We start from the raw sequence: 16,751 nt of genomic DNA, 5'->3' as shown, positions 1-16,751 counted from the left end.
TCAGCGATCTCGCAGCAGTTTCAGGAGAGCAGGATCTGCAAGAAGAGCCGCCGGGTCGTCGGGAGCGAGAGCTAACTTCAAAGCAAGGCCTTGGTACTTGACGATGATACGGGGATCGCGGACGCGTCCGTCGCGATCGACGGCCTGAACCAGGCCGAGCGGGGAGTCGTGCCGCGCCACGACGGCCCGGGCAGTCGCGCGGGCCCGGTCGGTGAAGTCCGCGAGGCCGGTGTAGCCGCCGAGCTTGAGCAGCGAGATCGCCATGTCGACATTGGCGTCGAGGTGATCGCGCGGGCCGCCAGGGCGCTCCGGGAATAGGCCGCTGCTCCATTGATGAGCGGACCATCGTCGGGCGATGGTCACAGCGCAGGGCAGTGCGTCGGTGGACAGGCCGGCGGCGTGAATGTCGCACAACAGATCGATGCTCGCGAAAGCGGCTTTCAACGAAACCTCGTGGCCGCCGCCGTTACGGTCGAGCCAGAGGAAGACGTCGCCGTGATTCAGGAAGTGCGCGCGGAAGCCGGCGATCCAGCGCCCAATGGCCTCCTTCCAGCGGTCGTCGCCGGTCGCCTCCCACAGGCTGACGAGGCTCCAGACGAAATTGGTGTTGTCCTTGAACAGGCGCGCGCTCGACGTCGCGCCGAGGCCAGCGATGCGCGAGATCGCGGACGAGCGCGCGCACAGCTCTCGGTGAAACACGCCGGTCCGGCGAAAGCCGTCGGTTCGCAGCCAACGCGCGGCGAGCCGGCCCGACGCGTCGAGAAACCGCGCGTCCCCGGTCTTGGCATGGAGCTCGAGCCAGAGCTCGATATAGCCGCCGTTGAACGGACTCGCCGGCTGCAGCCAGCTTCGCGGGTCACGCCACTCGATTGTGGCGTCGATCAGCAGATCGTCGACGAACATCGTCTGGATCAGCGTGAGGGCACCTTCCTGCGCCCGCCGCAGCAGCGCCCGATCCCCTGTCAATTCGTGCAGCTCGAGCAGGCCGAGCAGCCAGTCGTGGTTGTCGAACAGCCGGATCCGGCCCCGACTGCGGAACAGCGCGGACGCCAGGTGGGGTTCGGCCGCCTCGATCTGATGGTCCACGAAGTCCCGGCGCCCGAATTTGGCCAGGAACGGGAGGACATCGCCGAAGTCTGCGATCAACGGCGTCGGATCCAGGATGACGCCGTCGGCATCGAGCGTGGTGATCAGCAGCCCGTCGGCGTCGACGTAATGGTCGACGAACCGATCGAGCGTGCGTTCGATCCAGCGGCCGGGATCGCCGCACAAGGAGGAGGCCGGCATGCTCAATAGCCGTACCGGAACAGGCGAAGACCGCACCGGCGCAGGATCCGTTCGTCGGCCTTCAGAAACACATGGCGCAGCATATCAGCGACGCCGAGGTGCCAGAACAGCGCGATGGGCATGTACCAAGGCGGACGACGCGGCGCGATGGCGGCAGCAGGTGGCAATGGACCGATCGTGCCGAGGTGATCGGCACGGCCTTTGAACATTGTGGTCTCCGGACCGGTGTGCCGGGTGCGATGGATGCTCAGACGATTGCCGCCAACCACTGCGAGTTCGCAAAAACCGTCGCCGTCCAGATCCGCGATCACCGGCGACCCGCGCACCGCGCCGCCCATGGCGAGCCGCGTTCGCAATCGGCCGGTTTCCGCGTCGAGCACGACGAGCTCGCCATTGTTCGAGCCGGCGACGATCTCGACCCGGCCATCGCCGTCGACATCGGCCATCAGCGGCGTGGTGTAGCTGCGGCATGTCGCATGCTCGGTGAAGTATGCGCGCCCTGGCGGACGGCAGCGGTGATCCGGCCCATGCTCGCATTCGGCCGTCGGTCCGAAATCGTGGCGCCACAGCAGATCGCCACTCCAGGCGTCGACGGCGATCACCGCCGGCCGCGCCAGCGCACAGGCGACGGCGATCGGGGAGCGGCCGGGCCGCTCGAGCAACATCGGGCTGGAATCGACGCCGCCTCCGACCACGGTGGTCCAGACGCGGCGGCCGGTCCGTCCATCGAGCGCGATGATCGCGTTGTCTCCTTCGCCGCCGGTGTGTTCGCCGCCGCCGAACAGCACCAGCGGCCGGCCGCTGCCATCGATCACGAAGGAGGGCGAGGAGTCCGGGTCATAGCCGAGCTTGGCGAACCACTTGATCCGTCCGGTCCTGGCATCGAGGCAGAACAGCCGGGACGAGCGAATGCCGATGACAATCTCGGCGGTGCCGTCGCGGTCCACATCGGCGACCAGCGGCGACGAGACGACGCCGCGCTTCATCCGGCCGGCGAACAGATGGTTCGGCAGGCGGCGGCGCCAGCGCTGTTTGCCGTCGGCGCCCACCGCGACCACGACGGGTCCGTAGACCGCCACGAACAGGGTCGGGACGCCGGAGCCGTCGATGTCCGCCGCGGCCACCGAGGAGCGGATGACGTCGTCGAATTTGTAGTGGCGCAGCAGGCAGCCATCGGGCGCGAACATGAACAATTCGCCGGCGTGGGTGCCGACAATGATCTCCGGACGACCATCGCCGTCGCGGTCGACGATCGTAGGTGACGCCGTGATCTCAGCGCCGAGCGAGCGCTTCCAGACGATGGAGAGATCCCGCCCGTCGAGCGCACGGATCTCGCCGCTACGATCGACGGTAATCACCAGCGTGCGGCCGCCCCAGCGCACCACGGCCGGCGTCGACCAGGTTTCCGCTGCGAGACGCACATGGGAAACTTCGGGAAGATCGATCGAGGCCGACGCGGGGGCGATTGGGGCTGCGACCGAGCTGGCCTTCTGCAACGTCGGAGCTGTGCGACGCTTGCCGTCGATCCGGCTGGCGAAAGTCTCGATGCGGTGCTGCACGCGGGGCGGCATGCTCGAGCCGGCGAAGCGCAGCAATGCGGCGAGCTGCCGGCTGCTCAGCGCGATCACCGCCGCAACATAAGTCAGCACACCGAGCAGCAGCATCGCCACGATCAGCGGGATCGATGTGAAGGTGACGATCGCCGTGCACCACATCGCCGTCGCCAGCGCGAGCCCGCACAGCGCCGGGCCGATCGCCAGGATCGGGCGCATGCCGATGACTTGGCCGACGTTGATGAACACGATCAGGAAATTTGCGCCGGTACCGATAGCAGCGGCGACCGGGTAGGCGGCTAGCCCGAGGGGAGCCGCGAGCAGCAGCACAATTCCGATCTGAAGCACCAGGCTGACCATGCCGCCGATCAGCAGAGCTCGCATCCGACCCAGCGCCTTCGCGGCCTGCGCGGTCGGCACCGCCAAGACCTGGAGCGCCGAAGCCAGCGTGAGCCAGCGGATCAAATCGCCGACATCGGCCCAATGTGCCGACAGGATCTTCGGCATCAGGGCCGGCGCCACAACGCCGAGCAACACCACGGGGGGCAGGAATACCAGCGCGCCGGCCGCAAGGCATTTCTCGAGCAGCGCGGCCATGGCGGAAGGATCGTGCTGGATGCGGGCAAACATCCGCATCTGAATGCTCGCCAGCATCACCAGGGGCTGCAGCAGCAGCGCCTCGAGCATCGTATTGGCCATTGCGGCGATACCGACCGAGGCCGCGCCGAACAGCGAACCGATGACCACCGGAATCACTGAGCGCTGTGCCAGATCGATCAGCATCTGGCCCTGGAGCGGCACCGCGAAGTGCAGCAAGGCTTTGGCGCGCGAGGCCTCGAAGCCGAACCGCGGGAGGCCGCGAACCAGCAGGTGGGCGACGATCGCACCGGCGGCGTAGCGGGCGAGCGTGGCGATCACCAGCGCCCATACACCCCAACCCAGCGCGGCGAGCGTGATGGCGAGCACTAGATAAACGACGTACTCGAAGATTTCGCAGATCGTGGTCTGATCGTGTCGCAGCGCCCGTTGCAGGATCGCGAATGGAATCGAGCGCAGCGACAGCGGGAACAGCGCCAGCGCCAGCACCTTGATGACCGGAACGAGTTCGGCCGAATGATCCCAGTACGATGCGATCTGCGGCGCGGCGGCGTACAGCGCGATCACCGCGATCGCGGCGAAGCCTTGCTGGACGGTGAGGGCCACTCGGTAGTCGGCCGCGGCGACCGTCTCCCGGCGACGGATCAGCGCCGCCGTGACGCCGCCGATGGTCAAAGCCTGCAGCACCGAGAAGATGAACTGCGCGACGGCGAACAGGCCGAACTCGCTCGGCACCATCAACCGCGCCAGCACCAGCGTTCCGGCGAAAGCCAGCAGACGGACCAGAGCGTGTCGGCCGAGCACGCTGACGGCGCCACGGGCGGCGCGGTGCCGCGCCTCGCCGTGCGTGAGTTCGTCGTCGGCGGGGCTTTTCATCAGGCGGTTGCCAGTCGCAGCATCATCGACTCGATGTCGGCCCATATCCGCGATTGCTCGAATTCGGTTTCGACCCGTCGTCGCGCGCGCTGCTCGAAGCCACGCCGCAACTCTGGGTCATGAAGTAGCCGGGACACAGCGGCCGCAGCCGCATCGACGTCCCCCTTGCCGACGAGAATGCCGCTGACGCCGTCGGCAACGGCCTCCTCGACACCGGGCACTTTGAAGGCCACGGATGCGCGCTCCATCCCGGCGGCTTCCAGGAGAACGTTGCCGAAGCCTTCGAAGAACGATGGGAACAGGAACACGGTGCTCAGCGCGTAATACGGCTCGGTCTTGGCCACATAGCCGATGCGGCGCACGAAGCGCTCCTGCGTGAAGTAGCGTTCGGTTTCGGCGGACGCCCGGTCGCGCGGATCGTCCGGCCCCGCAACCACCAGATGAGCGTCGGGGTGTTTGGCGCGTACCTGCTCGAAAATCGGCGGCAGCAGATCGACGCCTTTTTCCCCGCACACCCGGCCGACGAACAGGACGACAGGTGCCGCGGCCGGAATACCAAGCTCCATACGAAGCGCCTCGCCGGCCGCGCGGTTCTCCGGTGTCAGCCGGAAGCGGCGCGTGTCGAGACCATTGCTGGATCCCGAGCCGATCAGCAGCAACTTGTTCGCGGCGCAGACCTTGGCGTCGCGCAGGAACACCTGCAATTGCCGCGAGATCGGGACGACGACTGCAGAGAGGCGCGCGATCAGGCGGTCGACGCCGAGATACACCTCCCGCTTCAGTCCGCCCATCAATTCGTAGACGCAGCGGCGATACACGAACACGACGCGGCCATTGAATGTCAGCGTCGCGGCGATCGATGCCAGTAGCGACGCCTTCGGTGTGGAGACGTGAATGACGTCGTAGCGGTGGCGCGCGAAGAACGCGACGAACTGTGCCAGCCCCTTCAGATCCGCGACCGGCGACGGCAGCCGCCGCATCGGAATGATGTGTGGCTGCAACTCGCCGAAATGCTCCACCGGAAAGTCGCGATACTCGCGATCGCCGACGACCACGTCGATCTCCCAGCCCCGGCTGCGGAGATAGGGAAACAGGCCCTTGTAGAGCGTGGCAAGTGTCAGGCTGTGCGTGCAGACGAAGCAGACCCGATAGGGCTTGCCGGGGGTATCAGTTTTCGCCACGACGAGGCATTCCAGTTGCGGATCGGGCAGGACCCGATGGGACGGAGACATACGCAGGTTCGCGAGCAGGAACGCGCGGCTGAGAGATCAGATGAAAGTGGCACCGGAGCGCTTGCTCCACTGTGTCAGTGCGTCGCTGAGCGTTGTCTCGAACTCATAGCCTTCCGACATCAATGCGTTCGGGATGATGTTGGTCGACTTGATCAGCTTGGCGATCCGTTCGCGATTGATCGAAGTCTTGATGCCGACCGCACCGAGCAGCTCGAATGCAAGGCCGCCTGCTTTCATCAGCGACCACGGCACCAGCAGCTGAGGCTCGTTGAAGCCTGCGACCTTGGCGAAGGCGGCGCAGATCTGTTCGGTCGTGGTGCGCGCCGGATACGACATATTGTAGGTGAACTCGCGGCGGCCGAGATTGCGGGCGAATTCCATTGAGCGCACCAACTCGCCGACATAGCAGCACGATTTGATGGTGTCGCGCCGTCCCGGATAGACGAAGTGGCCGCGCGACAGCAGGCGCGCGAGGCGGGTGAAGTTTCCTCCTTCGCCGGGACCGAAGATCACCGCCGGGCGCACCACGACCAGCTGCCGATCGTCCGCGCCCTCGCGCCAGGTGTGGTGAATGCCTTCAGCCTGAAGTTTGGAGCGGCCATAGGCTGACACCGGTGCCGGCGGGGCGGCCTCGTCGACCGCATCCTCGGTCGGTCCGTAGACCGAAATCGACGATGTGAACAGCATGAAGCGGGTGCCGATGGCGCGGGCAAATGCGCAGATGTTGATCGCACCGTTGACGTTGGTCCAGAAGTACTCCCAATCCTGGTGACCCGGAGTGGTATGGACCGCTGCGAGGTTATAGATGTCCGCGCCGTCGAGATGGCCTGGGATCACGATCGGCTCGCGAACGTCGCCGATGATGTACTCGACCTTGGGCGCCGCCGCCTTGGCGGGTGCAATGTCGTAGGAGACCAGTCGATCGTAACGCCCGCTCGCCGCCAATTGGGCAAGCAGATGGCCTCCGATGAATCCGGCCCCGCCGAAAACGATCGCAGTTCGATGTCCGAGTGCGTTGCTCATTTGATCGTCGCTCGTGGATGGAAACTGTTCAAAGGACTTCAGCGACCAAGCCGGCGTCGGCCGCTGCGCGATGGGTGACGTACCAATCGACGAAGGCCGCCACGCCGACGGAGACGGGTGTTTCCGGGCGGTGGCCGGTCAATGCTTCGAGCAACCGGTGATCGGCAAAAGTCTCGCGCACGTCGCCTGGCTGCATCGGCAGCATGCGCTTCTCGGCTTTGCGGCCGATCGCGGCTTCGATCGCCTCGACGAACTGCATCAGGCCGACCGGGTGCCCCCCGGCAATGTTGACCACGCGCCACGGAGCGACGGGCGATAAAGTGTCGACTCCGCCGTCGAATACGATCGGGCTGCCGATTTCCGGGGGCTTGTCGGTGAGACGGACGATCGCGTCGATGAGATCGTCGACATAGGTGAAGTCGCGGCGCATCTGGCCGTTGCCGTACACCTCGATCGGTCTGTCGTTGAGGATGGCGTCGACGAACTTGAACAGCGCCATGTCCGGCCGCCCCCACGGGCCGTACACGGTGAAGAAACGAAAGCAGGTGGTCGGCAGATCGAAGAGATGGGCATGGGAATGCGAAATCACCTCCATCGCCTTCTTGGTGGCGGCGTAAGGCGTGATCGGAAACGGAGTGCGGTCGCTCTCACGGAACGGCATCACGTCGTTGCCGCCGTAAACCGAACTGGTGGAGGCGAGCAGCAGATGCTTCGGTCGCACCGCGCGGGCGACCTCGAGCACGTTGAAGGAGCCGACGAAGTTGGAGTCGACATAGGCCCGTGGATTCTCGATCGAGTAGCGGACGCCGGCCTGAGCGGCGAGATGCACGATGACGTCGGGCGCGGCGAGACTCGCCGCATCGCTCAGCGCCTCGAAATCCTCCAGCCTGGCTTCTACCGGTGTGAAATTCGCGGCTTGTCGCAGGATGGCATGACGATCCTGCTTGAGGCGGCGATCGTAATAATCGGTCATGCCGTCGAAGCCGACCACGTGATGGCCATCGGCGAGCAGGCGATGAGCCAGATGGAAGCCGATGAACCCGGCGGTGCCGGTGATCAGAAAGCGCATGGGGTTCGTGGTCTTTGGTGCGGGGGCTGGATCATCGCCATCGATGCCGCAGGAGCGTGCGTCGAAGCGCGCGGGGTGATCGACCGGCGGACGAGCGCGCCGCCGGTCGGGTCGGAGGTGAGGCGTATCGTTGCGGGTGGGAGCGTCCTGGCACGCTACCGCCATCTGGGTGAAGCGAACTGCTTCATCCACTGTTTGAACACGACTAACAGACGGTCCGGCGCTTGCGCGTCAGCCCGCGATTTCGAGCAAGTCCTGTGCCACCGTGAGGCGCACCGATCCGTTCAACATGGCGAGTAGCATCTCGATCCTGCCGTTCGGCCCGACGCTCAGTAGCTTCCCGATATGGCCGGCGAACGGTCCCGAGCGGAGCCCGACGGAATCCCCCGGCATGAAGACCGGCGCCGGAGAACTGACCAGGTCGCCGTCGGCGCTGCGTTGAAGGTCTTCGACGAAGCCCGACGGGACCGGGCAAGGATGATCACGGGTCGCTACCAGATAAGCCATGCCCATGGTGCCGTTCACCGAGCGCCAGCGGTCACGGCTAAGATCGAGCCGCACGAAGATGTAGCGGGGGAACATCGGCGACCTGATCGTCTCGATCTTTCGCGCATGCGATCGCCTGGCCAGCAACTGCGGCAGGAAGGTCTCGAAGCCCTGGCGCTCGAGATGGGTGCGGGCGACCAGTTCCCTGCGGGGCAGGGTGTGGCCCACATACCAACGCCTCGATGCAATCGGGGCGGGGTCCGTTGATGAGGTTGCTGCGAGCACGTCCGCCTCGGTGAATCTCTTCGTCACGTCGTGTCCGTAAGCTCGACCGCGACGGCGCGACAGCAACGTCACAATCCGGAGCTTCGGTCGTTCAGCTGCGGCCAATTAATAAGTGCAGTCGACCGCAGATTGAATGTTGCGCTCGGGTGATCCAAGTCCAGACTTAATTTAAAACCTCCCGATCTGATTAACGCGGCGGCCTCTCTCGCGCAACTCAAATCAACGACCGAAAAATCAGGGGCGTCTAAAACAAGTATGCGTGACGGTCTGTTTTGAACGTTTGGAATATTCAATCGCGGTCTTTAATTCGCGCGGCTGATGTGGCGCCGTGTACGCGGGCGCGGAAGCATCGTGCGGCGACGATGCATGACCCGATCGTGATCACTCGGCAGAGGCTCGTTGCCGTCGCGCTGGGCGCGCGATCATCCTCGACGTCCGGCTCAACGCCACGGCCTCGTCTCCAACTGAACGCCAGGAACCTCGACTCGCGCGCCTTCGTCTTCGAGACGCCGCGCCAGAGCTTCCTTGGGTTGTCTCCCGACCGCGTCGAGGCTGGCCAGCAGCCGTTCTCGCTGGCCCCAACCGACGCCGAGGAGATTGGCGACGGCCTCGTCGATCATGCCGCTGCCGACCATCTCTGAAAATTCGGAGATCGCGAGAGTCTGGGTCCGAGGATCGAGAATCGGGTACGCGGCCAGGGCGAGCCGGTTGCGGCTGGCCGAGACCCATCCTTCGTGCGGTCCGGTGACGTAGGACTGGGTCAACAGGCGAGTGTCGGACGGATTGAACTCCGCACGAGCGGTTCTGACGAAATATGCGCTCGCCCAGAGATAAGAGTCGCTCGGGTTGAGCCGGAGAGCGGCTCGAATTCGGCTTTCTGCGACGGAGAATGCCGCCTCCACTTCCTCGGAGGTGGAGCGGGCTTGCGCATCCTGGGCGAGCTGGAGCGAGACCATGGCGCTGGCGCGAGCCGCCACCGGATTCGACCACGTCAGTTCGGGTCTGGCAGCGGCGAGTTCCGCCTCGACCTCTTTCAGGACGCCCGGCTTGAAGGGCGCATTCGATGCGATCAATTCTGCGACGTCGCGCGCTGGTGTGACCAGGACGGCCCAGGGCAGCATTCCGGCGCCCCATATCGCAGAACAGACCCCGAGCACGCCGAACGCGGTCTGTAGAACGAGCCGGTGCAGCCAGAGGGAGAGGGAGGCGCTGCTATTCGGCATAGCCGTAGCGGGCGTAATACTTCTGATAATAGTGGCGCCCCTGATAGGATTCGTACCGCGCGAGCATGCGGGTGTCGGCCTTGTTCAGGACCACGCCCAGGATCTTGTCGACGATCCCCGGCGCGGACCGCAGCGTGTGTTGGATCACGTCCGGCTTGGTCTTCCCCCATTCGACCACGAACACGTAGGAGTCCACGTAGTTCGAGGTGACGCGCGCATCGACGACCGGCGCCAGCGGCGGCAGATCGAGTACCACGTAGTCGTATTTCGAGCGGAGGTCGCTGACCAGCGCCTGCATCGCCTTGGACGACAGGATCTCGTTGGTGTGCAGAAGCTGCGATGTCGAGCCGGCCGGCAGAATCGCCAACTGGGTCGCGGGGTCGATCTGAATCACATCCTCGAGATTGGCCCGCTGCGCGACCACGTCGACCAGGCCCGCCGCGGCATCCGGCGCCAGAGACGCGGAGAGGGACGGGTTGCGCAGGTCGGCGTCGACGAGAATGACCTTCGCGCCGCCATGAGCCATCAACTGGGCGAGGTTGCTCGAGACCGTGCTCTTGCCCTCGCTCGGCATCGTCGAGGTCGTCGCGAGCACTCGATTTTCCCGGACGAACGAATTCAGGTCGATCGCGACCTTGATCGATCGCAGCGCTTCGGAGAACCGCGATAGTGGATTGTCGACCACGTAGCGCAGGAACTCCTTGCTCTTGCGGCTGCCCGTCTTGGCTTTGGCTTTCCACGGCAGCACCGGCTTGGCAGCATCGTTGCCGAGCAGCGGCAGGATCGCCAGGCAGTTGGTCCCGAGCTGCTCCTCGACTTGGCCGCTGGTGCGGAACACGCGGTCGGAAAACTCGCGGGCGATCGCCGCGGCGAGGCCGAGGATCAGGCCGCCGAGCACCGCCAACGCGAGAATCACCATCGTATTGGGATAGCTCTTCCCGAGCGGGGTGGACGCGGAGCTGATCACCCGAGCTTCGGTGATCGGGAACGATTGCTGCTGCACCGACTCCATGTATCGCTGCAGGAAGTTGTCGTACATCGCCTGATAGGACTGCGCGCTGCTGTCGAGATCACGCAATTGGATCTGGGCCTGGTTGCTCGACTGCGATTCGGAAACGGCGTTGGCAAGGCTCGCCTTGATGCTCTCCTCGCGGGTGACGGCAATGTCGTAATCGCTCTTGTAGGATTCGCGGATGCGCTTGAGCTCGTCGACGATGTTCTTACGGATTTCGGCCATCTGGGTGCGCAGATTCAGCACCGCGAGATGGTCGGCGCCGTATTTCGCCGTCCAGATCGACTCCTTCGACGCCATGTCGACGTATTGGCCGCGCAGCTTCACGATGGTGTCATTCTTCAAGGCATCGGCTACCGACGCATCCGGTACGCCCTGCTTGAGGATTTCCGTCATCCGCTCGAGGCGCGCATTAGCTTCCGCCGTGGAGGCGTGAGCGAGGACCAGCTGGCTGTTGACCTCGGCGATCTGCTGGTCGGTCATCAACCCCTTGCCGGTGTCCACGATGTTGTTGGCGGTCTTGAAATCGACCACCGCGCGCCGGGCGGCGGAGGCCTGAATCCGAAGCTCCTTGATCCGATCCTGCAGCCATACGCTGGCGCGTCGGGTCGCTTCGTATTTGGCTTCCAGCTGATCGACGATGTAGGCGTCCGCGATCGCGTTGGCGATCCGCGCGGCTTTGGCCGGGTCACGCGACGTGAACGAGATCCCCATCACGTAGGTCAGGCCGACACGCTTGATCTCGCGGGATCGCTCGAAACGCTGCAAGGCACGGCGGTTGAGTTCGAGTTCGGAAGCTGATTTTCTGCCGGAAGACAGCCCGATGAAGCTGAGGAGCCTGCCGACGATTCCCGATCCGATGAATTCCGGATCCTCGGTCAGGTGGAAATTGCGGATCACCGCCTGGCTGACGTTTTCGGATTTCAGCATCTCGATCTGGGTCAGCACGGTGGCCGGATCGACGGCGACGTCGCCGAGCATTTGTTGCTGGAACAGCTGGACCTTACGGGTGTCGATGACCATCGATGCGGTCGAGGTATATCGCGGCGCCGCCGTGAACAGGAACAACAGAGCCAGAATGACGACCGACGACATGATCGCCAGAATGGTCGGGAATTGCCTGCGCACGATCTCCAGATAGGAGCCGAGGGAGCGCGTCTCGCCGCCTTCGAGCTCTGCCGGCCCCCGGTTGATTTCTTGCGTCGACTTGTTTTGCTGCAGCATGTGAAGCTTCCTGAAATCGCCCCGCAAAGTCCGATCGTCCCGAGCGCGCCACCGCCGACCAGCGGATACGGGAGCGGCTCGGCGGAATTTATTAACTACCGATAGTCGCAGATAAACGCGAGCGGCGTCAGTTAAATTTTAATAAAATTAAAACGATTGAATTTAATATGGTTAAAATGAAAGGCGACGCCCCGGGGGGTGCCGCCTCATCCGTCCAGGTCGCGCCGCTTGGCGCGCGTCGAGATCAGCGCGTACGGCTGACGGCGCCGCTCGAGGTTCCGCCGACAGAGCCGGAGGTGGACGAGGTGCCAGTGTTCGAATAATGCAGGCCCCCGAACGTCGTTGCGCCGCTGTTCGAGCCGCCCACGGCGATGCCGGTGTTGCCGGTCGAGCCGCCGGTTCCGGAGCCGCCGCCGCCACCACCTCCCGTGCCGCCGATGCCGAGTGCGACGTCGCCGGTGGCGGCCTGATAGGCTGCCGAGATGTCGGAGTTATTGGTCGCGTTGACTGCTTGCTGAATCTCGTTGGCGTAGTTGGGGTCCGATCGCAAGGCGAGGCGCGACACCTGCGCGAGGCCGGAGAGAATCGCGGTGCGCTGCTCCCGGGTGATGTCCGGATTGGTGAGAAGCTCGATCAGCGCCGCCAGCGTGCTCGGGTCGGTTCCGGCGAGGTCACGCACATAGGAGATCATTTTTGCTCCCGCTTGCGGATAGCGCTGCAGCAGGAGGGTCGGCGTGTTCTTGAATTCGGTGACCTGCTGAGCGGGAAGCTGTTGATTCGGCTGCAGCACGGCCGCGTGTGCGGCCAAACTCAGGGTCGTCGTGATCGCGGTCACCGCGGCTAGGCGAAGCACATTCTTGAAGGTGCCCATGCAGGCCTCCCGAGAGTTGCCGTCAAAGATGAAATAAATCGCTTTTCCAAATTTAAACGATTAACGCGGATGCGTCCATATAATTGTATGTCGACTTATGCCTGTGACCGTTTTGTTGAGCCGGATTTACATTGAATGAGCGAGCCGGCTCGGGATCGCCGCGATCTACATCGTCGAGCCCTGCGACGCGGGTTCGACGCGTGCGCCGGAGGAGAAGGACTGCGCAAGTCCCACGCCGAACAGCGCGAAAAACGGGATCGAATATCCCGGGATCTGCAAGCTGAAATCGACACTGGAATGCAGCATCGCCAGACAGCCGATCGCCGCAGCGGCGAGTGGAAGCACGGCGTCCCGGCTGCGATACACCACCCCGCGCGCGTGAACGATCAGCATCACCAGCCACCCTGCGGCGATCAGCGATGCCAGAGGCAGGCCGACTTCGGACGCGAGTTCCAGCGGCGTCGAATGCGCAGCATTCCACACGCCCTGAATCGAGATGTCGGGGCTTCGGTAGGCGGGGAAGCTCGATGTGAAGGTTCCCATTCCGGTGCCGAACCACGGATTATCGTGGATGATCCGGAGGGTCGACTTCCACGCCTCGAGCCGTCCTGCATCGACCAGATCCCGCGTCTCGAAGCGGCTGTTGACGCGCCCACCGAGGAACTGAAGCAAGCCGAACGCGACCAAGCAGCCGACGCCGAGCGACAACCAGATGCCGGAGCGTGCGGGCAGGTCGCGTCGGATGAAAATCGAGAACGCCACCACCATGGTGAGCAGCGACAGCGCGACGCCCGCACGTGAGCCGGTCATGAACATCGCAACGAGGCAGACCGCGAAGGCTGCGAGATCGAGCGCGATCTCTCCGGTGGGAATCAGGCGCAGGTCGGCGCGCAACTGCCGCCAGGCGACCCGTCGTCCCGGCAGGTGCCGCCGGATCTTCACGGCAATCAGCAGCATCCACAACACCGTGCACGATCCGAAATAGCACGCCGCGGTGTTGCGGTTGATGAAAGTGCCTGTGACGCTGCCGACGTAGGCAACCTTCTCGCGCCAAAGGACCATCTGCGGCTCGATCACCTGTGCGAGCAGCCCGTACAGCGCGTAGCAGGCGCCTGACCATGCCAGGACCTTCACCAGCAGCCAGGCGATGCGGCGGTCGCCGCCGATCGTCAATCCGATGCTCAAGGCGAGGATGTTCGCGAGCGGTGCGCCAAGGGCGAAAAAGGCGGCGTGCCGAACGATCGAGGCCGAGGTCGGCAGTTCGGTTCCGAGAATGGTGGAGGCGTGTTGCCAGGATGGGTGGTAGGGGGCGAACCAGGGCGTATCGGAAAGCTGCTCGTGCAGCACGATGCCGTATCCGATCGCGATCACGCCGACCCCGCTCAGCAGCCACAGCTGAGCCGCGGTGGCCTCCCGCAAGGTCACCATCAGCAAGCAGAGGGAAAGGCAAATGCACCAGAACGCGATCGGGATGTCGTCAGCGGAGCCGAACGGAAACGGCGCTGCGGCCACGACGAGTAACAAGATCGCCGTCGCGATACCGTTGCCGGCAAACACCGACCGGAACAGGTCCCGCACGGCCTGCACCGACGAGACGAACGAGCCAGCCTGGTCAGCGGAGCGGCTGCCCAGGCCCTGGTTCGAGCCTCGCCGGGTCGATCTGGCAGTCGAACGCGTAGAGCCGGAGGTCGGCATTCAACCGGTTGTCCTTGGTTTGGGCACGCAGGGCATAATAAGGTCCAACGTCGTCGACGCCTTCCGGCAATTTAATCCCCGGAACGAGTTCGTCGTCGCGCAGGGGCATGCCAATATGGCGGATGACAGAAATAAAATCTATGGAGGGATGATCGACGGCCGTCGGCGGACGAGTGGCATTTTCCGTGGGCGGAATTAAACCGTTCCCGGTCGTATCCTGGGGCCGGGCGGCCTCGTCGGGCGTGGTCGGCCTCGGCGCATCGGGCAACAGGGTCCCGCGCGGCGATGCCGCGCCTGTCGTCCTGGCAGCCGGCCATCGTCCCGACAGCCGGACGACGGTGAGCTTCGGCTGGCCGCGGCGCTGATGGCAGACATTCTCCTCCCAGACTTTGTACCAAATCGGATTCGCCGGAGGCAGGCGAAGCGGAAGATCCTTCGAGACAATGCCGAAGTAGCGAATTTCGCGCGAGTTTGCGGATATCCGCAACTGGACATTGACGCTCCCCTCGGCGTCGACCGCGCCGGCCTGCCGGATGCGGGCAATGAGAGGAGAGCTTTGCTCGATGCTGACGCTCGCATCGACACGATAGCGAACGCCGACCAGCGCATCGTCCTGTTGAGCGGTGGCGGCCGGCGCCGGCATGCGCAACAGCCACAACAGCACCGCCGGAACGGTGACAATCAGCCGTACGCGAAACCTTGCGGCTGAACCATCACCGTTCCGGGCGGGCACCGGGCGCGGTGTTGCCGCGACCGGCACTGTGGCCGCGGCAACCCTATCGCGTGGCAACTCGTGCCCTTCGCGTTTCCTCGATCTCCTCGATGCTCTCGACGACGGCAACCCGGTTACTCCTCGGGATTAAATCGGACCTCACGGCCCGCGCCGTTGCGGAGCGGTCAAACCCGCGCTACGGCGCGAGCTTGATGTTGTTGCGGAAGATCAGCGAGCCGTTGGCGAGATCGAGCGCATCGCCGCTCGTCGCCATCACGGTGCGCATGAACTCCAGAACCTTGGTCGCCTCGACCGACTTGGCGTTCGACACGTAGATGATGTCCTGGTTCTTCATCATCACCTTGGTGGCGAGGAAGAAGCCACCGGGGTCCTTGAAGCTGATGCTGAAGATCACCGGAATGGTGTCGGACCGGTATCGGCTCACGTCGATGCCGAGTTGGGCGGCGACTTCACGCGGCTCGCGCCGATAGAGGAAGACCGCGCCGGGATCGGCCTGGTTGTCGAGCAGGCCGCCCGCTTTGCCCACGGCTTCGCCGAGATTGATCCGCCATGCGTCGAAGTTGAATTCGCCGCTCTGGCCGCTCGCGCCGAAGGCCATGAACTTCTGCTGCTCGCGATAAACATAGATCCGGTCGCCGGGTCGTACGTAGATGTTGTTTGGCGGCGACATCACCAGATTCTCGAACGGCACCGTGGCACGTTTGCCCTCGCGTTCCAGCATCACCCAGGTTTCGAAGCCTTGCCCCTTGATGCCGCCCGCGCGGGTGATGGCATCGAGGACGCGATCGCCGGCGCCCGCTGCGCTGGCCGGGTATCGCGCCGGGGTGTTGACTTCGCCGAGCACGCTGATGAGCGACGTGCGCTGCGTACTCATCGCCACCACCGCCTGCGGTTCGATGGCGCGGTTGCGAATCCGCTCGACGATCGAGTTTTGGATTGCGAGCGCGGTGCGTCCGGCCGCCGGGATCTGCCCGGCATAGGGCACGGTGATAAAGCCGTCGTTGTCGATGGCCTGATCCGGAATGGTGACGTAGTTGCCGGGACGCACGCCGGCTTCTGCCGGAATGAACAAGCCGCCTGCGGCGGCTTCGAAGACGGTGACGCTGACGATGTCGCCGATGCCGAACACGATCTGAGACGGCGGTCGGCGGTCGGTGAACGCACCCGCCAAACCCTTCGGCTCGTGGGTGTGCAGAATTGCGATGATCTCGGGCGAAAGCTTCACCAGTTCGTAGTTTGGCCCGTTTTCGGTGCGCTGTGATTTAATATCGTCGGACTGAGGTCCTGACGCCGGCGTTATCGTTCCGCAGCCCGCCAACGCGAGTGCCGATCCGAGCAGAAGAAGATGTGACCATTTGGATAGAATTGACGATGTCGTCATGAATAGCCCCTACATCCCCTCGATAGTCGAGTACTACGGGGGCATCGAGCGGCTTTCAACTTGATCCTCTGATTTAAATTAGATAATGCCGAATTTAATCAGATTATGTTGCAGATGCGCAACTTAAATGGAACATTTAATATGCAGTCTGTCTGTTCGTGCCTCCGGCGGGGGGCGCTGGGCTTGGTTCTCGCGGCCGTCGCA

At 64.1% G+C, this 16,751-nt stretch carries 12 protein-coding genes; all 12 read right to left on the bottom strand.

Translation table 11 applies throughout. The annotated features are described in order from the left end of the window. Positions 1-1,293: a hypothetical protein gene (locus IP86_RS02435; protein ID WP_156332360.1), complete on the bottom strand. Its 1,293-nt coding sequence runs from the start codon at positions 1,291-1,293 to the stop codon at positions 1-3. Continuing rightward, complete coding sequence (locus IP86_RS02430; protein ID WP_054160976.1) at positions 1,290-4,313, bottom strand: oligosaccharide flippase family protein; 3,024 nt, start codon at positions 4,311-4,313, stop codon at positions 1,290-1,292. The genes IP86_RS02435 and IP86_RS02430 overlap by 4 nt, the downstream gene beginning before the upstream one ends. Further along, a complete protein-coding gene (locus IP86_RS28430; protein ID WP_054160975.1) occupies positions 4,313-5,545 on the bottom strand; it encodes a glycosyltransferase in 1,233 nt (410 codons plus the stop codon). The genes IP86_RS02430 and IP86_RS28430 overlap by 1 nt, the downstream gene beginning before the upstream one ends. A 36-nt stretch (positions 5,546-5,581) precedes the next feature. Next, on the bottom strand, positions 5,582-6,568 hold the full coding sequence (locus tag IP86_RS02420; protein ID WP_054160974.1) for an NAD-dependent epimerase/dehydratase family protein: 987 nt from the start codon (positions 6,566-6,568) through the stop codon (positions 5,582-5,584). Between the two features lie 28 nt (positions 6,569-6,596). Further along, positions 6,597-7,637 carry an NAD-dependent epimerase/dehydratase family protein gene (locus tag IP86_RS02415; protein ID WP_054160973.1) on the bottom strand — a complete coding sequence of 347 codons (1,041 nt, stop codon included), beginning with the start codon at positions 7,635-7,637 and terminating at the stop codon, positions 6,597-6,599. 231 nt (positions 7,638-7,868) lie between these two features. Further along, the gene (gene nusG / locus IP86_RS02410; protein WP_197279598.1) at positions 7,869-8,435 is read right to left on the bottom strand and encodes a transcription termination/antitermination protein NusG; all 567 of its coding nucleotides are present in this window, start codon (positions 8,433-8,435) and stop codon (positions 7,869-7,871) included. A gap of 413 nt (positions 8,436-8,848) precedes the next feature. After that, the gene (locus IP86_RS02405; RefSeq protein ID WP_156332359.1) at positions 8,849-9,529 is read right to left on the bottom strand and encodes a hypothetical protein; all 681 of its coding nucleotides are present in this window, start codon (positions 9,527-9,529) and stop codon (positions 8,849-8,851) included. A gap of 91 nt (positions 9,530-9,620) precedes the next feature. Continuing rightward, positions 9,621-11,867: a polysaccharide biosynthesis tyrosine autokinase gene (locus IP86_RS02400; protein WP_054160970.1), complete on the bottom strand. Its 2,247-nt coding sequence runs from the start codon at positions 11,865-11,867 to the stop codon at positions 9,621-9,623. A 244-nt stretch (positions 11,868-12,111) separates the two neighbouring features. Next, positions 12,112-12,738: a hypothetical protein gene (locus IP86_RS02395; RefSeq protein WP_054160969.1), complete on the bottom strand. Its 627-nt coding sequence runs from the start codon at positions 12,736-12,738 to the stop codon at positions 12,112-12,114. Positions 12,739-12,903: 165 nt separating this feature from the next. Continuing rightward, positions 12,904-14,433, bottom strand: coding sequence for an O-antigen ligase family protein (locus IP86_RS02390; protein ID WP_082363766.1), 1,530 nt, complete (start codon positions 14,431-14,433; stop codon positions 12,904-12,906). Then, entirely contained in the window at positions 14,351-15,097 is a 747-nt protein-coding gene (locus tag IP86_RS02385) for a hypothetical protein (RefSeq protein ID WP_054160968.1), read from the bottom strand. The genes IP86_RS02390 and IP86_RS02385 overlap by 83 nt, the downstream gene beginning before the upstream one ends. Before the next feature lie 244 nt (positions 15,098-15,341). Then, entirely contained in the window at positions 15,342-16,547 is a 1,206-nt protein-coding gene (locus tag IP86_RS02380) for a polysaccharide biosynthesis/export family protein (protein WP_054160967.1), read from the bottom strand. Between the last annotated feature and the right edge of the window lie 204 nt (positions 16,548-16,751).

The organism is Rhodopseudomonas sp. AAP120 (assembly GCF_001295845.1).
In the GTDB taxonomy this organism is placed as follows: Bacteria; Pseudomonadota; Alphaproteobacteria; order Rhizobiales; family Xanthobacteraceae; genus Rhodopseudomonas.
Note: the sequence above shows the minus strand (reverse complement) of the source record. Positions and strands in the feature narration are given on the sequence as shown.